The 23327-nt window shown below is 68.1% G+C and carries 18 protein-coding genes and 1 tRNA gene; 7 read left to right on the forward strand and 12 right to left on the reverse strand.

The window, feature by feature from the left end; genetic code table 11:
* Positions 1-222: 222 nt before the first annotated feature.
* From pepN to F3T56_RS01065, 4 genes are all read left to right on the forward strand, one after another.
* Positions 223-2727: an aminopeptidase N gene (gene pepN, locus F3T56_RS01050; protein WP_149822718.1), complete on the forward strand. Its 2505-nt coding sequence runs from the start codon at positions 223-225 to the stop codon at positions 2725-2727.
* A gap of 232 nt (positions 2728-2959) precedes the next feature.
* Positions 2960-4342, forward strand: coding sequence for a pyridoxal phosphate-dependent decarboxylase family protein (locus tag F3T56_RS01055; RefSeq protein ID WP_149822719.1), 1383 nt, complete (start codon positions 2960-2962; stop codon positions 4340-4342).
* Between the two features lie 58 nt (positions 4343-4400).
* Positions 4401-5780 carry a lysine N(6)-hydroxylase/L-ornithine N(5)-oxygenase family protein gene (locus F3T56_RS01060; protein ID WP_149822720.1) on the forward strand — a complete coding sequence of 460 codons (1380 nt, stop codon included), beginning with the start codon at positions 4401-4403 and terminating at the stop codon, positions 5778-5780.
* A gap of 64 nt (positions 5781-5844) precedes the next feature.
* Positions 5845-7017 (forward strand): GDSL-type esterase/lipase family protein, encoded by a 1173-nt coding sequence (locus tag F3T56_RS01065; RefSeq protein ID WP_149822721.1) that lies wholly within the window; start codon positions 5845-5847, stop codon positions 7015-7017.
* Positions 7018-7021: 4 nt separating this feature from the next.
* Here the strand turns inward: F3T56_RS01065 and F3T56_RS01070 are convergent, their stop codons facing one another.
* Complete coding sequence (locus F3T56_RS01070; protein ID WP_149822722.1) at positions 7022-8830, reverse strand: bifunctional metallophosphatase/5'-nucleotidase; 1809 nt, start codon at positions 8828-8830, stop codon at positions 7022-7024.
* 171 nt (positions 8831-9001) lie between these two features.
* Between F3T56_RS01070 and F3T56_RS01075 the strand changes: the two genes are divergently transcribed.
* Together F3T56_RS01075 and pyk are read left to right on the forward strand one after the other, a co-directional pair.
* The gene (locus tag F3T56_RS01075) at positions 9002-9715 is read left to right on the forward strand and encodes an SIMPL domain-containing protein (protein WP_149822723.1); all 714 of its coding nucleotides are present in this window, start codon (positions 9002-9004) and stop codon (positions 9713-9715) included.
* Between the two features lie 155 nt (positions 9716-9870).
* Positions 9871-11307 (forward strand): pyruvate kinase, encoded by a 1437-nt coding sequence (gene pyk, locus F3T56_RS01080; RefSeq protein ID WP_149822724.1) that lies wholly within the window; start codon positions 9871-9873, stop codon positions 11305-11307.
* 10 nt (positions 11308-11317) lie between these two features.
* Here the strand turns inward: pyk and F3T56_RS01085 are convergent, their stop codons facing one another.
* The gene (locus F3T56_RS01085; RefSeq protein ID WP_149822725.1) at positions 11318-12091 is read right to left on the reverse strand and encodes a helix-turn-helix domain-containing protein; all 774 of its coding nucleotides are present in this window, start codon (positions 12089-12091) and stop codon (positions 11318-11320) included.
* A 104-nt stretch (positions 12092-12195) separates the two neighbouring features.
* Positions 12196-12268, reverse strand: a tRNA-Leu gene (locus F3T56_RS01090).
* Between the two features lie 103 nt (positions 12269-12371).
* On the opposite strand from F3T56_RS01090, the gene F3T56_RS01095 reads away from it, so the two are divergent.
* Positions 12372-13028 carry an ANTAR domain-containing response regulator gene (locus F3T56_RS01095; RefSeq protein ID WP_149822726.1) on the forward strand — a complete coding sequence of 219 codons (657 nt, stop codon included), beginning with the start codon at positions 12372-12374 and terminating at the stop codon, positions 13026-13028.
* A gap of 79 nt (positions 13029-13107) precedes the next feature.
* On the opposite strand, the gene F3T56_RS01100 is transcribed toward F3T56_RS01095, so the two are convergent.
* The 9 genes from F3T56_RS01100 to F3T56_RS01140 all read right to left on the reverse strand — a co-directional run bounded on the left by F3T56_RS01100 (position 13108) and on the right by F3T56_RS01140 (position 23190).
* Positions 13108-13824 carry an ABC transporter ATP-binding protein gene (locus F3T56_RS01100; protein WP_149822727.1) on the reverse strand — a complete coding sequence of 239 codons (717 nt, stop codon included), beginning with the start codon at positions 13822-13824 and terminating at the stop codon, positions 13108-13110.
* Entirely contained in the window at positions 13821-14720 is a 900-nt protein-coding gene (locus tag F3T56_RS49205; RefSeq protein WP_149822728.1) for an ABC transporter ATP-binding protein, read from the reverse strand. The genes F3T56_RS01100 and F3T56_RS49205 overlap by 4 nt, the downstream gene beginning before the upstream one ends.
* 3 nt (positions 14721-14723) lie before the next feature.
* A complete protein-coding gene (locus tag F3T56_RS01110) occupies positions 14724-16550 on the reverse strand; it encodes a branched-chain amino acid ABC transporter permease (protein ID WP_172638752.1) in 1827 nt (608 codons plus the stop codon).
* Positions 16551-16555: 5 nt separating this feature from the next.
* Positions 16556-17488, reverse strand: a complete 933-nt coding sequence (locus tag F3T56_RS01115) for a branched-chain amino acid ABC transporter permease (protein ID WP_149822730.1) — start codon at positions 17486-17488, stop codon at positions 16556-16558.
* A 107-nt stretch (positions 17489-17595) separates the two neighbouring features.
* Positions 17596-18825 carry a branched-chain amino acid ABC transporter substrate-binding protein gene (locus F3T56_RS01120; protein WP_172638753.1) on the reverse strand — a complete coding sequence of 410 codons (1230 nt, stop codon included), beginning with the start codon at positions 18823-18825 and terminating at the stop codon, positions 17596-17598.
* Between the two features lie 280 nt (positions 18826-19105).
* On the reverse strand, positions 19106-19747 hold the full coding sequence (locus F3T56_RS01125) for a Tat pathway signal sequence domain protein (protein ID WP_149822732.1): 642 nt from the start codon (positions 19745-19747) through the stop codon (positions 19106-19108).
* Positions 19744-20214, reverse strand: coding sequence for a hypothetical protein (locus tag F3T56_RS01130; protein ID WP_425473530.1), 471 nt, complete (start codon positions 20212-20214; stop codon positions 19744-19746). Before F3T56_RS01130 ends, F3T56_RS01125 begins: the two co-directional genes overlap by 4 nt.
* A 105-nt stretch (positions 20215-20319) precedes the next feature.
* Entirely contained in the window at positions 20320-20817 is a 498-nt protein-coding gene (locus tag F3T56_RS01135) for a hotdog fold thioesterase (protein WP_149822733.1), read from the reverse strand.
* A 93-nt stretch (positions 20818-20910) separates the two neighbouring features.
* Positions 20911-23190: an FdhF/YdeP family oxidoreductase gene (locus tag F3T56_RS01140; RefSeq protein ID WP_149822734.1), complete on the reverse strand. Its 2280-nt coding sequence runs from the start codon at positions 23188-23190 to the stop codon at positions 20911-20913.
* Positions 23191-23327 lie beyond the last annotated feature (137 nt).

Consider the following 23327-nt stretch of genomic DNA (forward strand, 5'->3'; position numbering starts at 1 on the left):
CGTCCTGCGTGAACACTCTTTGTCAGACAACGACCCCACGCAGTGAGTGGCTACGGGACCGATAGACACCACAAGACCGGCGAAGCCACCGACACCAAGGACCGGGCACACACCGCATACGACCTGGCGCAGGCCGCACGCGACCGGGCGCAGGCCACACACGACCGGACATAGGTCGCCTACCCGGCCCGCCCCTGTCCCGTGCCAAGGGCATCAGGCAGCATGTCCCCCATGTCCGTACTGACGCGCGACGAAGCGCAGACCCGTGCCAAGCTCCTCGACGTCCACCGCTACGAGATCACCCTCGACCTCACGCGCGGCGACGAGACCTTCGACTCCCGTACCGTCATCCACTTCACCGTACGGGGGAAGAAAAAGGCCACGGACACCTTCGTCGAGCTCAAGCCCGCCGAACTGCTCTCCGTCACCCTCGACGGAGAGCCCCTCGACCCGAGCACCCTCGACGGCAACCGGCTGCCCCTCAAGGGCCTCACCGCGGGCAGCCACGAACTGCGCGTCGACGCCGCCATGCGCTACTCCCGCACCGGCGAGGGCATGCACCGCTTCACCGACCCCGCAGACGGCGAGACATACGTCTACTCCAACCTGTTCCTCGACGACGTCCAACGCGTCTTCACCGCCTTCGACCAGCCCGACCTCAAGGCCGTCTTCGACCTCACCGTCACCGCCCCCGAAGGCTGGACCGTCCTCGCCAACGGCATCACCGAACAGCACGACGACGGCAGCTGGCACGCCGCCACCACCCCGCTGATCTCCACCTACCTCGTCGCCGTCGCCGCCGGCCCCTGGCACTCCGTACGCACCGAACACCGCGGCCTGCCCTTCGGCATCCACTGCCGCCGCTCACTGGCCCCCCACCTGGACACCGACGCCGACGAGATCCTCGACGTCACCCGCGCCTGCTTCGACCGCTACCACGAGAAGTTCGAGGAGCCGTACCCCTTCGACTCCTACGACCAGGCCTTCGTCCCCGAGTTCAACGCCGGCGCCATGGAGAACCCCGGACTCGTCACCTTCCGAGACGAATTCGTCTACCGCTCCGCCGTCACCGAAACCGAACGCCAGACCCGCGCCATGGTCATCGCCCACGAAATGGCCCACATGTGGTTCGGCGACCTCGTCACCCTGCGCTGGTGGGACGACATCTGGCTCAACGAGTCCTTCGCCGAGTACATGGGCTACCAGACCCTCACCGAAGCCACCCGCTTCACCAACACCTGGGTCGACTTCGGCATCGCCCGCAAAGCCTGGGGATACGACGCCGACCAGCGCCCCTCCACCCACCCCGTCGCCCCCGAAGCCGTCGACGACACCGCCGCCGCCCTCCTCAACTTCGACGGCATCTCCTACGCCAAGGGCGCCTCCGCCCTACGCCAACTCGTCGCCTGGCTCGGCGAAAAGGACTTCCTCGCCGGCATCAACGCCCACTTCACCCGCCACCGCTTCGGCAACGCCACCCTCGCCGACTTCATCGACAACCTCGCCGGCGCCACCGAACGCGACGTCCACGCCTGGGCCGACGCCTGGCTGCGCACCACCGGCGTCGACACCTTCACCCCCAAGGTCACCCGCGGCGCCGACAGCACCTACACCCTCACCATCGACCACGCCGGCAGCCGCCCCCACCGCATCGCCGTCGGCCTCTACGACCAGGACCTCGGCGACGAACAGGGCCACCTCACCCTCCGCGACCGCATCGAACTCGACATCCCCCAGACCACCGAACAGCCCATCGGCAAACGCCCCGCCCTGCTCCTCCTCAACGACGGCGACCTCACCTACGCCAAGGTCCGCTTCGACCCCGACTCCTTCACCACCCTCACCGCCGGCCTCTCCGGACTCCCCGACCCCCTCACCCGCGCCGTCGTCTGGAACGCCCTGCGCGACGCCGTACGCGACGCCGAACTCCCGCCCACCGCCTACCTGGAAGCCGCCCGCACCCACCTCCCACGCGAAACCGACCTCGCCATCGTCCAAGGCGTCCTCGCCTTCGCCACCACCCAGGTCACCGACCGCTTCCTCACCCCCACCCAGCGCCCCGCCGGGCTCGCCACCCTCACCGCCCTGTGCCGCGACCTCATCCGCCGCACCGAGGACGGCGACAACCCCGGCCTGCGCCTGACCGCCGTACGCCACCACATCGACGTCGCCGCCCACCCCGACACCATCGCCGCCTGGCTCGCCGACGGCACGGTTCCCGGCGGCCCCGAACTCGACCCCGAACTGCGCTGGCGCCTCCTCGGCCGCCTCGCCGTCCTCGGCGCGGTCGACGCCGCCGCGATCGCCGAGGAACTGGAGCGGGACCCGAGCGCAACCGGCCAGGAGGGCGCCGCCCGCTGCCGGGCCGCCCTGCCCGACCCGGAGGCCAAGCGCGCCGCCTGGGAGGCCATGTTCGCCTCCGACGACCTCTCCAACTACCTCTTCACCGCCACGGCCCAGGGCTTCTGGCAGCCGGAACAAGCGGACATCCTCCAGGAATACGTGGAGCGCTACTGGACCGACGCGGTGTCACTCGCCGCTAGGCGAGGGCCGGCGATTGCGGATGCCGCTGGGCGGTGGGCGTTCCCGGTGTATGCGGTGGACGCCGAGACGCTTCGTTTGGGGGAGCGGTGCCTGAGGGAGGCCGAGCCGATTCCGGCTCTGCGGCGCAAGTTGGTGGATCAACTGGATGATCTGGGGCGGGCATTGAAGGTGCGGGAAGGGTAGACGTTTGCGGGGTGCGCCGTTGGGGCCAGGGGCGTCTGCGGGCTGAAGGCCGTATGTGGCTGGTCGCGCCCACGCGGCGGAGCCGCAAATTGACACAGCCCCGCGCCCCTCGAGGCCCGCTGCCGTTGAGCGGCGTCCTCTCGTACCCTCTTTTGGTTGTAATGAACGGCCTTTTCGGGCTCAGCACCCGATTGGCGTACAAGATGGGACTCCCCGTGCTCCGGAGGAGTCCATGCCCATCCCGCCCCTCGCCTCAGGCCCCCAAGGTCCAGGCGCGCTCCGCCCGTTGCTCGATACGGTGCTCGACGCCTTGCGCGAAGGGGCGGACGGGCGGGGCGGGCCCCTTCCCGCCGGGGGCCCGGAGGCGGTCGCGGCGATGGTGCGGGACGCGCTTGGTGAGGTGCTGCCTGCCGAAGGTGACCCGGACGCCCTCCACCGGCTGGTCCGCGCCCTCGCGGCCGGCACCGCCGACCCCGCCGACCCCCTCTGCGCGGCCCACCTCCACACCCCGCCCCTGGCCGTCGCCACCGCCGCCGACCTCGCCGCGTCCGCGCTGAACCCCTCGCTCGACTCCTGGGACCAGGCCCCGGCCGCCACCGCTCTCGAAGCCCTGGTGACGCGGGCCCTGGCCACCGAGGTGCACGCCGCCGACGCCCTGGTCACCACCGGCGGCACCGAGTCCAACCAACTCGCGCTCCTCCTGGCCCGAGAGGCACAACGAGAGGCACAAGGGGGCCACGGAGCGACGCGGCTGGTCTGCGGGGTCAACGCCCATCACTCCCTACCGCGCGCCGCCTGGCTGCTCGGGCTGCCCGAACCCGTCACCATCCCCACCCCGGCGGGCACCCTCGACCCCGCCGCCCTGGACGACGCGCTCACCCGGCTGCAAGGGCCCCTCCTGGTCGCCGCCACCGCCGGTACGACCGACGCCGGTCTCATCGACCCGCTCCCCGAGATCGCCGACCTGTGCGAGACCCACGGCGCCCGGCTCCACATCGACGCCGCGTACGGCGGAGGCCTCCTCTTCAGCGACCGGCACCGTGCCAAGCTCGAAGGCCTGACCCGCGCCCACACCATCACCCTCGACCTGCACAAACTCGGCTGGCAACCCGTCGCCGCAGGCCTCATCGCCGTACGCGACCGAGCCGACCTCGCCGCGCTGCGGCACCAGGCCGACTACCTCAACGCCGACGACGACACCGAAGCCGGCCTGCCCGACCTCCTCGGCCGCTCACTGCGAACGACCCGCCGCCCCGACATCCTCAAAATCGCCGCCACCCTGAAAACCCTGGGCCGAACGGGACTCGGCGCGCTCGTCGACCAAGTCTGCGACCTCGCCCAGGAGTTCGCCGCCCTCATCGAGACACACCCCGGCTTCGAGCTCTACGACCGGCCCACCCTCAGCACGGTCCTGTTCCGGCCGGCCGGGGCCTCCAACGACGCCGTCGCCGCCGTACGCCGAAAACTCCTCCACGACGGCCGGGCCGTCATAGGCCGCGCCGCCCTCGACGGCCGCCGCTGGCTCAAGGCCACCCTCCTCAACCCCCACACCCGACCGGCCGACCTCACCGCCCTGCTGAAACTCGTAGAACTCGCGCAGCACCCGCACCCGTAGACAGCGCCGCGCAGACCGCACCCGCACGCAGCACTCGTAGAAAGAAACACCCTCCTCCATGAGCACGCCCCCGGGCCAGGCGCCCGAAGCCCCCCGCGACCTCGTCGGCATCGGCATCGGGCCCGCCAACCTCTCCCTCGCCGCCCTCGCCCACCCGCTCGCCGAACTCGACACGGTCTTCTACGAGCAACGCCCCGGCTTCGACTGGCACCCCGGCCTGCTCATCGAGGGCGCCACGGTCCAGGTGCCGTTCCTGGCCGACCTGGTGACACTCGCCGACCCGGTCAGCCCCTGGTCGTTCCTCAACTACCTCCGCACCCGCGACCGGCTCTTCCCGTTCTACTTCGCCGAGCGCTTCCACATCCAGCGCACCGAGTACGACGCCTACTGCCGCTGGGTCAGCGAGAGCCTGCCCGGGCTGCGCTTCGGCCACCGGGTCGACTCCGTGCGCTGGAACCCCGAACGCGACCTGTTCGAAGTCGACTTCACCCGACCCGACACCGAAGGGGAAGAGGGCGAGCTGCTCGGTCGTACATACGCGCGGAACGTCGTCCTCGGCGTCGGCACCGAACCGTACGTACCCGAACCCCTCAAACCACTCGCCGAGGCACCCGGCGTACCCGTCATCCACGCCGCCGACTACCTCCACGAACGCGACCGCCTCCTCACCGCCGGACACGTCACCGTCATCGGCGTCGGACAGTCCGGCGCCGAAGTCTTCCTCGACCTGCTGCGCCACCGGCTCACCGGACACGAGCAGCTGCACTGGCTGGGCCGTACGGAGGCGTTCGCGCCCATGGAGTACTCCAAGCTGGGCCTGGAGCACTTCACACCCGACTACACCCACTACTTCCATGCCCTCGCCGAGCCCACCCGGGACAAGCTCGTCACCGCCCAGTGGCAGCTCCACAAGGGCATCGGCGCCCCCACCATCGCCGCCATCCACGACGAGCTCTACCGCCGCACCCAGGACGGCGGCTGGCCCGACACCGTCCTCACCCCCGGCGTCCTCGTCCGCACCGCGGGCCGCCTGGCCACCACCAAGATCGAACTCCACCTCGAACACCTCCAGCAGGGCACCCGCTCCCGCCTCACCACCGACGCCGTCGTCCTCGCCACCGGCTACCGCGAACGCCCCCTCGACCGCATCCTCGCCGGACTCGACCCCTACATCCGCCGCGACAACCGCGAACGCCCCCGCATCGACGAACGGTTCCGCATGATCCTCGACCCCTCGGTCACCGCCGCCGGCTGCCACGTCTACGTCCAGAACGCCGACCTCCACACCCACGGCGTCGGCACCCCCGACCTCGGCCTCACCGCCTGGCGCAGCGCCACCATCCTCAACACCCTCACCGGCAAGGAGCCCTACCCGCTCCCCACCCGCACCGCCTTCACCACCTTCGGCCTCCCACCACAGCCCACCCGCGCCAGGTAATCGAAGAGCAAAGAAGCGCGGCAGGAGTGATGACGGCTGTGAAAAAAGTGCCTACCTTTCGGCCATGACCAGCACCCGCGCAGGCACCGCAGGCACCACCTGGATCCCCGCTCACCGCTCCGCCGTGATCGACCCCCACGAAGCCTTCAAACTCTTCGAGGTCCGAAGCTTCACCGACCAGACCGTACGACAGCCCCTGCGCCCCGCCGGCAGCGGCGACGCCCTCCGCGTCCGGCTCGGCAACCGCTACGGCAAAGCCCCCCTCGACATCGGCGGCGCCCACCTCGCCTGCCGCACCGAAGGCAGCGGAATCGACCCCGAAACCGACACCACCTTGCTCTTCAACGGCGCCGAAACCGTCACCATCCCGGTCGGCGCCGACATCGTCAGCGACCCCGTCGAAGGCACCGTCACCGCAGGCGAGGAACTCACCCTCAGCCTCTACCTCCCCGGCGACACCGGCCTCACCACGTACTCCGCCACCCCGTACGACATCGGCCACACCGTCCCCGGCAACCAGCTCACCGCCGAAACCCTCGACGAATCAGAGGAACTGATCACCGGACACTTCATCACCGGCATCGACGTCCTCGCCCCCGCCGACACCCGCATCGCCGTCGCCTTCGGAGACTCCTGGATCGAAGGCATGGCCACCACCCCCGGCACCGGCAGCAGCTTCCCCGCCCAACTCGACCGCCGCCTCACCAGCGGCTGGATCGTCGCCCCCGGCATCTCCGGCAACCGACTCCTCACCGACGAGATCGGCGCCCACCTGCTCTCCCGCATCGAACGCGACGTCCTCGACATCCCCGGCGCCAGCCACGTCATCATCCACACCGGCCTCAACGACCTCGGCCTGCCCGGCGCCATCGCCTTCCCCGAACCCGGCAAACTCCCCACCGCCGCCGACCTCATCACCGGCCTGACCACCCTCGCCGACCGCCTCCACACCGCCGGACTCACCGTCATCGGCTCCACCATCGGCCCCTACGCCGGCACCGTCTACCCCGGCTACGACACCGAGGAAGGCCAAGCCATACGCGCCGAGGTCAACACCTGGCTCCTCGGCACCGACCACCCCTTCGACGCCATCATCGACATCGCCGCCGCCGTCGCGGACCCCGACCAACCCACCAGAATCCGCGACGACTACAACAGCGGCGACGGCCTCCACGTCAACGACGCCGGCGCGAAAGCCATCGCCGACGCCGTAGACCTGAGCCTGCTGGCTCTATGAGCGACTAGAAGACCGGCGTACCGTTCCGCGTCAACTTCCAGTCCACCGACGCGAACGCCGCCGGATCGATCGACCCCTTCGCCTTCACCCAGGCGATCATCGTGTTACGGATCTCGTCCGAGTTCGACCACAACAGCTGGGCCGCGGCGACATGCGGGAAGTTACCGCCGCCGTTGGCCCGGTAGTTGTTCACCGCGAACACGAACTGCTTGTCGTCCGCCAGCGGCGCACCCTCGAACCGCACATTCGTCACCCGCGACCCGACCGGCTTCGCGATGTCGATCTCGTACGTCAGACCGCTCACCGCGTCGTAGTTGTAGTCCGGCGTACCGTTCGCGTTCGTCAGCTTCGCCGGATCGATCACCGCGTCCGCCGCCGTCTGCACGAAGTAGTTCGCCGAATACTCCAGATACGCCTTCATCTGCGCACCCGTCATCAGACGCGCCTCCAGCGTGTTCTCGAAGACATACAGACCGGCCACATCCCGAATGGTGACGTTCCCCGCCGGAATCACCGCACTCCGCGAGAACGCCGCCGCCTGCGACAGCACCGGCAGCGACGCGTACTCCGTGGAGGAGAGGGCCTGCTTCACCGTGTCGGCCTGGATGTGGTTGATCAGGTCGATGATCGGAACGTCCTTGTACGGCCCCTCCACCGACGTCATCTCCGCGGCGTTCGTACCGATCACCTGGTTGACGTACGCCACGACCTTCTCGTGCTCGTCACCGAGCATCTTCACGATCTCCGGGTCCTCCTCCACCGTGTTGGAGTTGAGAACCTGCGCCGCCACCTTCTCGACCTTCCAGCAGCCCTTGCTCCACACCATCTCGAAGTCGAACAGCGTCAACCGCTGCCCCCACTTGAGCGGCTCGGACAGCACAACCTGCTTGCCCGTCTCCTTGTTGGTGACGAAGTACTCCGGAATCTCCGTGTGCGCGTGCCCCACCAGAATCGCGTCGATACCGGGAACCTGCTCGGCCACCAACCCCGCCGCGTTCTCGATGTACGGCAACTGATCACCGTACGACGACGTCCCCGACGAACCACTGTGCGCCGACACGATCACGACATCCGCACCCATCGACCGCAGCTTCGGCACCCACTTCGCCGCCTGCTCCTCCAACCCCGGGAACGTCATCTTCCCCTGCACATTCGCCTTGTCCCAGATCGCGATACCCGGGTTCGTCAGCCCCAGCACCGCCACCTTCACATCACGACCGTGCGGCGTACGCAGCCGGTGCATGCTGTACGGCGGGAAAGCCGGACGCAGCGTCTTCGCATCCAGCGCGTTCGCACCCAGCAGCGGGAAACGGCACTGCTCCTGGAACTTCCGCAGCACCGGAATGCCGTAGTTGAACTCGTGATTGCCCAGCGCCGCCGCGTCATAGTCGATCGCGTTCATCGCCTGCGCCATCGGGTGCACCGGACCACCCTTGGCCGTGATCGGGTCGACCTTCGCGTAGTAGTACGACAACTGCGTGCCCTGGATCGTGTCGCCCGCGTCGATCAGCAGCGTGTTCCGGCGACCCTTCTCCTTACGGACCTGGTTCACCAGCGTCGAGATCTTCGCCAGACCGACGTCGTTGTGCGCCCTGTCGTCGAACTCCTTGTCCGTGAAGTAGTCCCAGTTGAAGACATTGCCGTGCAGGTCCGTCGTCCCCATCACGGTGAACTTGTACCGCTTCGGAGCCTTCTTCCCGCCACCCTTCACCTCCACGGCCTGCGCACTCGGCGCCACCGCCGCACCGGCGATGGCCACCCCCGCACCGGTCACAGCGGACTTCTTCAGAAACTTCCGGCGGTTCAAGGGCATATCGGGGCACTCCTTGGGGAAATGGATCTCAACGCGCGTAGATAGAGAAAGCATGCGCGCTAACGCGCGTAGATTCTGACCCGTACATTCCCAACGGCAACAGACCCCCCAGGTTTCGATCTGATGACCTGCCACATCCCTAACCGGGCCACTGCTGACAGAGTGGGACGTATGACCACCAGCCCAGAGGAAGCCCAACCCCCCGCCGTCCCCTACGGCACCCCCGACGCACCCCGCATCGCCGTCCGCGGCGAAGCCCACCTCGAAGTCGACCCCGAAATCGCCCGCATCGCAGTCACCGTCCTCGCCCGAGGCAAAGACCGCCGGGCAGCACTGGACGACCTCACCCGCCGCAACACCACCGTCCTCGACCTCATCAAAACCTACGGCGAAGCAGTCGAACGCCTCGAAACCGGTGCCTTCTCCATCACCCCCCAACTCAAGGACAAAAGCCGCGGCGAACGCATCCACGCCTACCACGGCCGCGTCCACATCACCGCCGAACTCACCGACTTCACCGCCCTCGGCGAACTCACCACCCGCCTCGCCGACCTCGACCTCACCCGAGTCGACGGCCCCTGGTGGTCCCTCCGCCCCGACTCACCCGCCCACAAGCGGGCACGGCAGCAGGCGGTACGCGAAGCCGTACAGCGGGCGAGGGAGTACGCGGAGGCGCTGGGCACCACCCTGGCCGCCCTCGTCGAACTCGCCGACATCGGCGCCGAGGACAACAACCGATCCCGCTATGCCGCCGCCCCCGCAGGCCGCGCACGCACCATGGCCGCCGTCGAGGACACCCCCGCCCCCCTCGACCTCGAACCCCAACGCCAACGCGTCTACGCCCAGGTCAACGCCCGCTTCACCATGCTCCCGCCCCAACTCTGACCCACCACCGACCCACCACCGCACGGTGCTCCGATACGCTCATCGGAGCACCTGCGCGCACACTTCAATACTTGTCAACTACCCTTCACCAAAAGGCCGTTGAGTGGTCACGCACCACCAAACCCCTACCAGCGGGTAAGCCATAGGCTCGAAACATGCGCCGAGCAAAGATCGTCTGCACCCTCGGGCCCGCCACCGACTCGTACGACCAGATCAAAGCCCTGGTCGAAGCCGGAATGGACATCGCCCGCTTCAACCTCAGCCACGGCGACCACGCCGAACACGAGGAGCGCTACCACCACGTCCGCAAGGCCGCCGACGAAACCGGACGCAGCGTCGGCATACTGGCCGACCTTCAAGGCCCGAAGATCCGCCTCGGCCGATTCCTCGAAGGCCCCGTACTCCTTGAACGCGACGACACCTTCACCATCAGCGTGGAGGCCGGCGTCGAGGGCAACGGCGAAGTGTGCGGCACGACGCACCGGGGTCTGGCAGCCGATGTCACGACCGGGGAACGCATCCTCGTCGACGACGGCAAGGTCACGCTGGAAGTCACGGCGGTGGACGGACCCCGCGTCCACACGAAGGTGGTCGAAGGCGGCGTCATCTCCGACAACAAGGGCCTGAACCTGCCGGGCGTCGCCGTTTCCGTGCCGGCGCTGTCGGAGAAGGACGAAGAGGACCTCCGCTGGGCCCTGCGCACGGGCTTCGACGTCATCGCGTTGTCGTTCGTCCGGTCCGGCCGGGACATCGAGGACGTCCACCGGATCATGGGCGAGGAGGGGCGCCGACTGCCCGTCATCGCCAAGGTGGAGAAGCCGCAAGCGGTGGAGAACATCGACGAGATCGTCGCCGCCTTCGACGGCATCATGGTCGCGCGCGGCGACCTGGGCGTGGAGATGCCGTTGGAACAGGTCCCACTCGTCCAGAAGCGCGCCATCAAACTGGCCAAGCGCAACGCCAAGCCGGTCATCGTCGCCACGCAGATGCTCGAATCGATGATCAAGAACTCCCGCCCGACGAGGGCGGAGGCGAGCGACGTCGCCAACGCGGTGCTCGACGGCACGGACGCGGTGATGCTGTCGGGCGAGACGAGTGTGGGCAAGTACGCGGTGGAGACGGTCCGCACGATGTCGAAGATCGTCGCGGCGGCGGAAGAGGACATGCTGGCCAAGGGTCTGCCCCCTCTGACCGAACACAACAAGCCCCGCACCCAGGGCGGCGCGGTCGCCCGCGCGGCCGCGGAGATCGGCGACTTCCTGAGCGCGAAGTTCCTGGTCGCGTTCAGCCAGAGCGGCGACACGGCCCGCCGCCTCTCCCGCTACCGCTCACCCATCCCTTTGCTGGCCTTCACCCCCGACGCTGGGACCCGTTCCCAACTCAGCCTTACGTGGGGCGTGGAGACCTTCCTGGGGCCGCGTGTCGATTCGACGGACGCGATGGTCGACCAGGTGGATGAGCTGTTGTTGAAGTACGGCCGCTGCAAGAAGGGTGACGTCGTGGTGATCACGGCGGGCTCACCTCCGGGGGTGGCCGGCTCGACGAACATGGTGCGGGTGCATCACATCGGGGAGGACGACAGTCCCAAGTAGGGGGTGGGGGTCAGTACTTGGGGCCTACGTGGGCGTCCATGAGGGCGACTGAGGCTTTGCGGGCGACGGAAATGTTGAACGGGTTTCCGTTCCGGGCGCACTGGGTCCATTCGACACCGAGCTTGTCGAGGGTGTCCGTGTAAAGCAGTCGGATGTCGTCGGAGACGTTGGTGAAGAAGTAGCGCGGGTACTCGTACCGCTTGCGTTCGCCAGCGACGAGGCGGGTCGTCCAGTTGGTGATACGGCAGCCGTCGGAGTGGATGAGGCCCCGGATGAACTCCCAGGGGTGGGCGTCGACGATCTCCTGCTGCCAGGGTTCGAGGACGATCTGGCGGTTGTGCTTCACGCCGGGCCCGTGCTGAGGGAAGAGGCATGGCCAGCGCTTGCTGGAGCCAGTGACCGCGACACAACCCTGCTTCTTGACGCGGCACACACTGTTGTCTGGGCGCACAGAGCGCATCGTGGCTTCGCAAGCATCGATGATGCCCGGCCATGCAGTGTCGAGCACGATGCGCATGAAGTAGACGCCTCTTCGGTGAGCGTTGATGCAGCCGTCACCGAGGTAGAGGCCCAGCAGGTAGGCATACGCGGCCGGGTCCTCGGGTGGTCCAGGGGCATCTCGGCAGCGGGGGCAGGGGAGGCCAGAGCGCATCAGCGGTTCGATGCGCACTTGCCAGGAGCGGATTGCAGCCCGCGAGATGCCGGTCTCTTTGCTCACAGAGTTGAGGCTGCGCCCTTGGGCGACCAGCGCCAGTGCTCGCTTGCGTGTGCTGATGTCGTACATGCGGCCACTCTGCGCAACTGATCGCGACCGTGCGCAGCAAAAAGCGGAGATCCACGCGAACGTGGCACTCCGCTTTACTGGTGACCTTGGAATCTAAGGAAAAGTGCCCCGGGTGGGATTCGAACCCACGCTGTCGGTGGTTTGAGCACCGTGTCTCTCCCGCTGGACTACCGGGGCTTCCTCTAAAACGAAGGATGGCGGTCACCCGCCGTGCCCCCACCTTACCGCAGCTAGGTACCCTCTTGTCAGCAGTACCCCTGCCCTGCAACAAGGAGCCCCCGTGACCGCCCCCGAGTCGCCCCAGCCCGTAGACGCGCCCGACGACGACAAGTCGCACGTGCCTCCGCTGACGACCCGTGTCGTCATCGCCGAGGACGAGGCGTTGATCCGCCTCGACCTGAAGGAGATGCTCGAAGAGGAGGGCTACAGCGTCGTAGGCGAGGCCGGTGACGGCGAGCAGGCCGTCGAGCTGGCCCGGGAGCACCAGCCGGATCTCGTGATCCTCGATGTGAAGATGCCCAAGATGGATGGCATCTCCGCCGCCGAGAAGATCGCCGAGGAGCGGATCGCGCCCGTGCTGATGCTGACGGCGTTCTCGCAGCGCGACCTCGTCGAGCGGGCTCGCGACGCCGGTGCGATGGCGTACCTCGTGAAGCCGTTCAGCAAGAGTGATGTGGTGCCGGCGATCGAGATGGCGGTGTCTCGGTTCACGGAGTTGAAGGAGTTGGAGAAGGAGGTCGCCGACCTCACCCTCCGCCTGGAGACCCGCAAGCTGGTGGACCGGGCGAAGTCGATCCTTCAGACCGAGTACGGGCTGACCGAGCCGGCGGCGTTCCGGTGGATTCAGAAGACCTCCATGGACCGCCGTATGTCGATGCAGCAGGTCGCGGAGGCTGTCATTCAGGACGCCGAGGAGAAGAAGGCCGCGAAGGGCTGACCCGCCCGCGTACGTGTACATACGACGAGGCCCGCACCCCCAGTAGGGGGTGCGGGCCTCGTCGTATGTGGGCCGGAGGCTAGTCCTCGCCGAGGTACGCCTTGCGGACCGACTCGTCGACCAGCAGGTCGGAGCCCGTGCCGGACAGGACGATCTTGCCGATTTCCATGACGTGGCCCTGGTCGGCGAGCGACAGGGCGGCCTGGGCGTTCTGCTCGACGAGCAGGATGGTGGTGCCCTGGGACTTCAGTTCGGCGATGGTGGCCATGATCTTCTGCATCATGATCGGGGAGAGGCCCATGGAGGGCTCGTCGAGCATGAGGAGCTTCGGCTGGGACATGAGCGCGCGGCCCATGGCCAGCATCTGCTGCTCACCACCCGAGAGGGTTCCCGCGGCCTGCTTGCGGCGCTCTCCCAGGATGGGGAAGAGGTCGTAGGCGCGCTGGATGTCCTTCTCGATGCCGGGCTTGTCGCTGCGCAGGAAGGCGCCGAGGCGGAGGTTGTCCTCGATGGTCATGCGCGGGAAGATGTGCCGCCCCTCGGGGGAGTGGGCGAGTCCGAGCGAGACGATGTTGTGCGCGGGGATCTTCTTGAGCGACTTGCCGTTGAACTTGATCTGGCCGCCGGCGGCCTTCAGGAGGCCCGACAGGGTGCGCAGGGTTGTGGTCTTGCCGGCGCCGTTGGTGCCGATGAGGGTGACGACTTCGCCGGCGTTGACCTTGAAGGAGATGCCTTTGACGGCTTCGATCTTGCCGTAGGCGACCCGGAGGTCTTCGACTTCGAGCAGTGCGGTCATCGGTCGTTCTCCTTGCCGGGCGCGGCGTCGGTGGGGGCGTCGGCGTTGGCTTCGGCGGCTTCGACCTCCGCGATCTCCTCCTTGCCGGGTGCGTCTTCGAAGGGTTCGCCGAGGTAGGCGGCGACGACGCGTTCGTCGCCCTGGACGGTGGCGCTGTCGCCTTCGACGAGTTTTTCGCCCTGGACGAGGACGGCGACGCGGTCGCAGAGGTTGAAGATGAACCGCATGTCGTGCTCGATGACGAGGACGGCGATGCCCTTGTCGCGGATGGCGAAGACGAGTTCCTCGGTGGCTCGTGTCTCCTGGGGGTTCATGCCTGCCGTGGGCTCGTCGAGCAGGAGCAGGCCGGGCTCGCTCGCCAGCGCTCGTGCGATCTCCAGCTTGCGCTGTTCGCCGTAGGGCAGATTCCGCGCCAGGTGTTCGGCTTTGGCGTCGAGGCCGACGAACTCCAGGAGTTCCATGGCCCGTTCGCGGGAGGCTGCCTCGGCCTTGTGGAAGCCCGGTCCGCGCAGCAGCGCGGACCACAGGCCCTCCTTGGTCCTCGTGTGGCGTCCCACCAGCACGTTTTCCAGGACTGTCATGTTGGCGAACAGTCGGATGTTCTGGAACGTACGCGCGATGCCGGCGGCGGTGACCTTGAAGGACTTGGGTGGGAGGACCTGGTCCTTGTAGCGGACTTCGCCTTCGGTGGGGATGTAGAGGCCGGTGAGGCAGTTGAAGAAGGTCGTCTTGCCGGCGCCGTTGGGGCCGATGAGACCGACGATCTCGCCGCTGTTGACGGTGAGGTTGACGTTGCGTACGGCGGTGAGGCCACCGAAGCGCATGGTGACGCCGCGGGCGTCGAGCACGGTCTCACCGGTGGCGGTGGTGCCCTTGGTGGTGGTGTCGGTGGTCATGGGTCAGGCCCCTGCCTTGCTGAGGACTGTGGGTGCTTCGGCTTCTTCGTGGAATTCGAGCTGGCGGCGCCGGTTGGGGATGAGGCCCTCGGGGCGGAAGCGCATGAGGATCACGAGTGCCATGCCGAATGCGAAGAGCTGGTAGTCGCCGAGGAACTGGAGCTTGGCGGGGATGAGGTAGAGCAGTGCGGCGCCGACGAGGGGGCCGCTGATGGTGCCCATGCCGCCGAGGACGACCGCTGCCAGGAGGAACGCCGAGTTGGGCGGGACCACGTGGGCGAACTGGTACTGCTCGGGGGTGACCGTGTACGTCACGTGGGCCTGAACCGTGCCGGCGAGGCCGGCGAGCGCGGCACCCAGTGCGAACGCGATGAGTTTGACGCGGAAGCCGTTGATGCCCATGGCGAGTGCGGCTGTCTCGTCCTCGCGGATGGCGATCCAGGCGCGGCCGATGCGGGAGTCGCTGCTGCGTCGGAAGACCACCACGACGACGAGCGTGATGAGGAGCATCAGGAAGAAGTAGTTGGCGAATCGCGCGATGGTGAATCCGGCGATGGTGTGTTCCTGGCCGAAGTCGAATCCGAAGATGTTGAGGTTCGGGATCGACGAGATGCCGTTGGAGCCGTTGGTGATGTCGGGGCCGGAGGTGCCGTCCATGTTGAGGACGGAGATGCGGAAGATCTCACCGAATCCGAGGGTGACGATGGCGAGGTAGTCGCCGCGCAGTCGGAGGGTGGGGGCGCCGATGATGACGCCGAAGATCATGGCGACGACGGCGCCGAGGATGGCGGAGGCCCAGAACGGCAGGTGGATGTCGAAGGGGGAGGAGGGGGAGCCGGAGACCATGGCCGCGGTGTAGGCGCCGACGCCGAGGAAGGCGACGTATCCGAGGTCGAGGAGGCCGGCGAGGCCGACGACGATGTTGAGGCCGAGGGCGACGGTGGCGAAGATCAGGATGTAGACGCCGATGGTCGCGTACTGGTCGTCGGTCTGGGTGAAGGGGAACGCGGCGGCTGCGACGAAGGCGCCGATCATGGTGACGTTGCGGTGCTTGCCGGTGATGGCGGAGACGCGGCCGACGAGGCCTGCCTTGGCGAGTGCGGCGAAGCCGAAGCCGGCGGTGATGAGGAAGCCGACGAAGAGCTCGTCGTACTCGGTGCCGATGCCGTAGGTGAAGACGGTCAGGCCGAGGGCCATGGCCGCGACGATGACGAGGATCTCGGCGTAGGCGGGGATTGTGCGGGCCGGGGTCGCGGTGCCGCTGGCGAAGCAGGCCTTGACGAGGGAGCGTGAGTTGCGTCCGGCGAGGAGGAACTCTTCCCAGGGGGTGTCCTCGGGGTCGGCGATCTCGGGTACCGGTCGTTCGAACGGCAGGGCGAGTGCGCCGAGGAGGGCGACGAGGGTGGCGACGGCGACGATGTAGCCGCCGGGTTCGAGGTTGACGAGGCCGCCGAGCTGGATGCTGATCGCGAGGATCGTGTACCAGGCGGTGACGAAGGTGCCGAGTGCGGCGAGCTTGATGGCGCTGTCGGAGCCGGCGGGGGTGAGCCAGCCCAGGCCCTTGATGCCGTAGGAGGCGAGGCCGAAGAGGGTGGTGAGGGCGCCGCCGATGAGGACGAGGACCTGGAGGCCGCCGGGGTAGCCGTAGACGGTGAGGTTGCCGGGGAATGCGGCGGTCCAGGTCCAGGCGAGGAAGGTGGAGATGACGGCGAGGGCGCCGCCGCCGGTGGCGAGGGCGCGGCCGATGTTCTCGGGGATGTTGATGGCGCCGCGGGGGGTGGTGTCGTGCTTGGCGGCGGCGGCGGTGGAGGTGGTGGTCTGTGTGGTCATCGGTGTCACGCCCTGTCCGCCACGCGCTCGCCGAGCAGGCCTTGTGGTCTGACGAGGAGTACGAGGATGAGGAGTACGAACGCCCAGACGTTGGCCCAGGACTGGCTGCCGAACTGGTCCATGCCGGGGATGTCGGCGATGTAGGCGGTGGAGAGGGCTTCGGCGAGGCCGAGGGCGACGCCGCCGAGCATGGCGCCGTAGATGTTGCCGATGCCGCCGAGGACGGCTGCGGTGAAGGCCTTGAGGCCGAGGATGAAGCCCATGCGGAACTGGACCTGGCCGTACTTGAGGCCGTAGGCGACGGCTCCGACGGCGGCGAACGCGGCGCCGAGGGCGAAGGCGATCACGATGATGCGGTCGGTGTTGATGCCCATGAGTTTGGCGGTGTCGGGGTCCTGGGCGGTGGCCTGCATGCCGCGCCCGGTGCGGGTCTTCATGACGAAGTACGCGAGGATCGCCATGCTGATCGGGGCGGCGATCAGCAGGAAGATGTCACCGGTCTGGATGGTGACGTTGCCGATCTCGAAGGGGCCGCCGTCGATCTGCGGGAAGTTGATGGACTCCTTGGCGTCGGGGTACCAGGCCCACACTGCCTGCTGGAGGGCCAGGGAGAGGCCGATGGCGGTGATGAGGGGGGCCAGGCGTGGCGCGGTGCGCAGGGGGCGGTAGGCGAGCCGTTCGGCTCCTACGGCGGCGAGTACGGCGACGATGATGCCGCCGACGAGCATCAGCGGGAGTGCCATCCACAGGGATGTGCCGTCGGGCAGCACGTAGAGGTAGACCGTGATGGCGCCGAAGCCGCCCAGCATGAAGATCTCACCGTGGGCGAAGTTGATGAGCTGGACGATGCCATAGACCATCGTGTAGCCGATGGCGACCAGCCCGTACATGGATCCTAGTAGCAGGCCGTTGACCAGCTGCTGCGGCAGTTCGTTCACCGCATGTCCTCCGAGATTCGGATGTTCGACGAATGTGACCGGAATGCGAGTCCGCGCGGGGCGCTTTGGTGCAGCGCCCCGCGCGGCTCATGAATGTGCGGGTTGGGTCAGCCGGTGTAGGTGCCGGACTTGACCGCCTTCCACTCCCCGCCCTCGACCTTGTAGACGGTGAGCTGCTTGTTGGTCGTGTCGCCGTATTCGTCGAAGGAGACCTTGCCGGTCACGCCGTCGAAGGAGACGTTCTGCATGGCGGCGGTGATCTGGGCGCGGGCGTCGTCGGGAAGCTTGCCGTCGTTGTCCTCGACGACCTTCTTCACGGCCTCGATGATGGCCCAGGTGGAGTCGTAGGAGTAGCCGCCGTAGGCCGCGTAGGGCTCCTTGTAGCCTGCGGCCTCGTAGTTGGCGACGAAGTCCTTGGCGGAGGGGAGTTCCTCGACGGGGGCGCCGACGGAGGTGGAGAAGTCGCCGGTGGAGGCGCTGCCGCCGAGGTCCATGTAGGCCGGGTTGTTGATGCCGTCGCCGCCGGCGACGGGGATGTTGGCGCCGGCTGCCTTGATCTGCTTGGTCAGGGGGCCGGCCTGCGGGTATTCGCCGCCGTAGTAGACGACGTCGGCGCCGGAGGACTTGACCTTGGTGGCGACCGCGGAGAAGTCCTTGGTCTCGGGGTCGATGTGCTCGGTGCCGACGACCTCGCCGCCGAGCTTCTCGAACTCCTTGGTGAAGGTGCCGGCCAGGCCGGCGCCGTAGGTCTTCTTGTCGTCGATGACGAAGACCTTCTTCTTCTTGGCGTCGTTGTACAGGTACTGCGCGGCGAACGGGCCCTGGATGGCGTCCGTGGTCGCGGTGCGGAAGTACGACTTGTACGGGCGGACCTTCTCGGTCTCCCATTTGGCGCCCTGGGTCAGGGTGGGGCCGGTGTTGGCCGGGGAGACCTGGACGAGTTTGGCGTCGTCGAAGACCTTCTGCATCGACTCGGCGACCGAGGAGTTCAGGGGGCCGACGGCGCCGAGGACGTCCTTGTTGGCGACGAAGGTGACCGCGTTCTGCTGGCCGGAGGAGGGCTGGGCCTGGTCGTCGAGGGCTTCGATCTTGAAGGTTATGCCGTCGACGTACTTCTCCTTGTTGGCCGTCTTGGCGGCGAGGTCGGCGGAGTTCTTGATGCCGAGGCCCATGGCGGAGAGGTCACCGGTCAGCGGGGCGTCGACGCCGATGACGACGGTGGTGCCGCTGCCCGCGTCCGAGCTGCCGTTTCCCTCGTCGCGCGAGCCGCAGGCGGTGAGTGTGAGTGCTCCCGCCGCCAGCGCGGCGGTGATGGCGATGAGCGAACGTTGACGCACGATCAGTCCTTTCCCTGGCACGGCCCTCCCTGTTTGGAAGCGGCCGAGTCGAGCGCTGGGCCGAAGACGTGACTTCGATTCCGTTGGCGCGGTGACTGGGCGTGACTCTAAGCGTGTGTGGGGAACGTGGAGGAGAGTCTGACCAAGGCTGTGACGCTCTTGTTATGACACGAGGTAATGCAGAGCGGTACTCAGTGGGTGGATGCGCGGAATTCAGGCCGATTCGCCCTGTCCACATGTTGAGAACGCGCAGGACCCGCCCAGGTGGGTTCAGGAGTGTTCATGTTTTTGGTGATGACGCGGAGTCGTTGCTACAGGCGACCTGGAGAGCGTCGGAGAGGTCCCGCGCATAGCGCTCACCCAAGATGAAACTGTGCACTTGTATTGCGCGCACATTACGTAGAGTTACGTCCAGGAAAGGCAGTCCGGCGTTCTCCGGCACCTTCCCGCATTCTGTGACGCTCATGGTGATGACGATCTTGCGCGGGTGACCGCTCTCCGTCCGGAACGGAGGGCGCGGATCCGAGGTCAGGGCGAGGCCCGCGTACGGCTGGGTCATCCGCTCGACCGTGACCGGGGGACCGGACTCCACGACCAGTTCCATCTCAAAACCGAAACTCCCGCTCGGCGCGCCCGCGGACAGGCTCCCCGGGCCCAGATAGACGACCTCGACGACCTGGGAGGGGTACGGCTGGGCGGGTGGCGTCGGCGGCTCGGGCCGGGTGGCGTACAGGTAGCCGCCGCCCGCGAGGACGACGACGGCCGCCGTCGAGGCGAGGACGGTACGGCGGTGCCGCGCGTACAAGCCCGCGAGCGGGCCGGGAGGGGGTGGAGGCACGCTGCTGGCCTCCGGGGCGCTCGCTTCCGGGGTGTCCCACGCGCGCGTGCCCTCGCCGGGCTCGACGGGGCCGACCCCGCTCACTGCCAGGGCCCGTTGCTCGGACCGCCCTCGCGGTACCACTCCTCGCAGCCCGCGCGCGCCCGCCGGTCGATCAGCCGCTCGGCCGCCTCCGTGCCCGCCCGTTTCTGCTCGACCCGGGCGGCGTCGACGACCTTCCGCAGGATCTCGTACTGCCCGTTCGACAGCCCCATCGACTGGTAGTCCCCGTAGGTGTCGCCGTCCAGCGTCTTCCGCGACCAGTACGCGACGACCTTCGTACACAGTTCCTCGGGCGGGGTGGCGGCGGTCGACGGTGAAACGGTCGCGCCCGCGTTCCCCGACCCGTCCGTGGATCCAGCCCCGTCCGCCGATCCAGATCCGTCCGTCGAACCCGGTTGTCCGCATCCGGTGAGCAGAGCGCCGATCAGCAGAGCGCCGATCAGCAGAGCGCCGATCAGCAGCGCCGGCCCGAGCGCGGCCGCCGGTCCGCGCACTCCTCCCGTTCCCATGCCTCGACGCTAGAGCCTGCCCGCGGGGCGTGCCAGCCTGCGGTGGGCGGGCTCGGCGGTCCGGGCCCCGCGTCTTCCGCCTCGTGTCGGTGGAGGTGTCTCGTGTCAGTTGGCCTGACCGTTCGCCGCCGCCTGCTGTGCGTCGACCGGGGTGACGTCGCGCAGCAGACAGGTCAGCCGGGCCGTGCACACCCGCTTGCCGCTCTCGTCGCTGATGGCGATCTCGTACGTGGCCGTCGAGCGCCCCCGGTGCAGCGGTGTGGCGACGCCGGTCACCAGCCCGGAGCGGACGCCACGGTGGTGCGTGCAGTTCAGGTCGACGCCCACGGCGATCTTGGAGCTGCCCGCGTGCAGCATGGAGCCGACCGACCCCAGGGTCTCGGCGAGCACGGCGGACGCGCCGCCGTGCAGCAGCCCGTACGGCTGGGTGTTGCCCTCCACCGGCATCGTGCCGACGACGCGGTCGGACGAGGCCTCCACGATCTGCACGCCCATACGGGTGCCGAGGTGCCCCGCGGAGAACATCGCGACCAGGTCGATGCCCAGGGCCGCGTACTCGTCTATGACCTCTTGCGGGAACTTCACGTGGTGCTGCTCGCCCATGGGGCTCCGTTCTTCGTCGTTCAGTGGGCCGTCGGCGGCCTTCGTCGATCATCGGCCGCCGGCGGTCGCACACCGGCCCTGCTGAGCAAACGCTCAGTCGGTCGACGATTGTTCCAGACGGACCACCACGGACTTGCTGGCCGGGGTGTTGCTGGTGTCGGCGGTGGAGTCCAGCGGGACCAGGACGTTCGTCTCGGGGTAGTAGGCGGCCGCGCAGCCGCGGGCTGTCGGGTAGTGCACGACACGGAAGCCGGGGGCGCGGCGCTCCACGCCGTCCTTCCATTCGCCGACGAGGTCGACGTAGGAGCCGTCGGCGATGTTCAGCTCCTGGGCGTCCTCGGGGTTGACCAGCACGACCCGGCGGCCGTTCTTGATGCCCCGGTAGCGGTCGTCCAGGCCGTAGATCGTGGTGTTGTACTGGTCGTGCGAGCGCAGTGTCTGCAGCAGGAGCCGGCCTTCGGGCAGTCGCGGGTACTCCACGGGGGCGGCCGTGAAGTTGGCCTTGCCGGTGGCTGTGGGGAAGCGGCGTTCGTCGCGCGGGGCGTGGGGGAGCGCGAAGCCGGCCGGGTCGGCCACGCGCGCGTTGAAGTCCTCGAAACCGGGGACCACGCGCGCGATACGGTCGCGGATCGTCGCGTAGTCCTTCTCGAACTCCTCCCACGGTGTACGGCTGTTCTCGCCGAGGACGCGGCGGGCGAGCCGGCACACGATGGCCGGCTCGGACAGCAGCTGCCCGCTGGCGGGTTCCAGACGGCCGCGTGAGGCGTGCACCATGCCCATCGAGTCCTCGACGGTCACGAACTGCTCGCCGCTGCCCTGGAGGTCGCGCTCCGTGCGGCCCAGGGTGGGCAGGATCAGCGCCCGCGCGCCCGTGACGGCGTGCGAGCGGTTCAGCTTCGTCGACACGTGCACGGTGAGCCGGGCGCGGCGCATCGCCGCCTCTGTCACCTCCGTGTCGGGGGACGCCGACACGAAGTTGCCGCCCATGGCGAAGAACACCTTCGCCTTGTCGTCCCGCATGGCCTTGATGGCCCGTACGACGTCGTAGCCGTGCTCCCGGGGCGGCGCGAAGCCGAACTCCCTCTCCAGGGCGTCCAGGAAGGCCGGGGCGGGCCGCTCGAAGATGCCCATCGTGCGGTCGCCCTGCACGTTCGAGTGACCGCGCACCGGGCACACGCCCGCGCCCGGGCGGCCGATGTCGCCGCGCAGCAGCAGGAAGTTGACGACCTCGCGGATGGTCGGCACGGAGTGCTTGTGCTGGGTGAGGCCCATGGCCCAGCAGACGATGGTGCGCTTGGAGGCGACGACCATGCGCAGGGCCTCTTGGATCTGTTCCTGGGTGAGCCCGGTCGCGGTGAGCGTCTCGTCCCAGTCGGCGGCGCGGGCGGCTTCGGCGAACTCCTCGAAGCCGTAGGTGTGTTCGCGGACGAACGCCTCGTCGACGGCGCCTTCTGTGTCGAGGATCAGCTTGTTGAGGAGGCGGAACAGAGCCTGGTCGCCGCCGATCCGGATCTGCAGGAACAGGTCGGTGAGGGCGGCGCCCTTGAACATGCCCTGCGGGGTCTGCGGGTTCTTGAACCGCTCCAGACCGGCCTCGGGCAGCGGATTCACGGTGATGATCTTCGCCCCGTTGGCCTTGGCCTTCTCCAGGGCGGAGAGCATGCGGGGGTGATTGGTCCCCGGGTTCTGCCCGGCGACGACGATCAGATCCGCCTTGTACAGGTCCTCCAGCAGAACGCTGCCCTTGCCGATGCCGATCGTCTCGGAGAGCGCGGAGCCCGACGACTCGTGGCACATGTTGGAGCAGTCCGGCAGGTTGTTCGTACCGAACTCGCGGGCGAACAGCTGGTACAGGAACGCGGCCTCGTTGCTCGTCCGCCCGGAGGTGTAGAAGAGGGCCTCGTCGGGGCTCTTCAGGGCCGCGAGCTCCTCGGCGACGATGTCGAAGGCACGCTCCCAGGAGACGGGCTCGTACCGGTCGCCCCCTTCGGGGAGATACATGGGGTGCGTGAGCCGCCCCTGCTGACCCAGCCAGTAGCCACTTCGTGTAGCCAGATCGGCCACCGTATGGGCGGCGAAGAACTCCGGGGTGACCCGGCGCAGGGTGGCCTCCTCGGCGACCGCCTTCGCCCCGTTCTCACAGAACTCCGCGGTGTGCCGGTGCTCCGGCTCCGGCCAGGCGCACCCCGGGCAGTCGAACCCGTCCTTCTGATTGACCCGCAACAACGTCAGCGCGGTCCGCCTGACCCCCATCTGCTGCTGCGAGATCCGCAAGGTGTGCCCGATCGCCGGCAACCCCGCCGCCGCATGCTTCGGCCCCGCGACCTGCGGCGCATCCTGAACCGGATCACTCTTCGGCGCCTTCCCGGCCATCGCTGCTCCCCATTCGCGTGACGTGTGCTTCGAACATGAGGTACGCAACCGATCCTCGCACGGAGGAGGCGGTGGGTGCGGGGTGGGAAGCGCTCGGTCCGGCCCAGGATCCCTGCTCCGGCCGCCGGAGGCGATGG

It is taken from the genome of Streptomyces tailanensis, assembly GCF_008386495.1.
GTDB classification, from domain to species: Bacteria; Actinomycetota; Actinomycetes; order Streptomycetales; family Streptomycetaceae; genus Streptomyces; species Streptomyces tailanensis.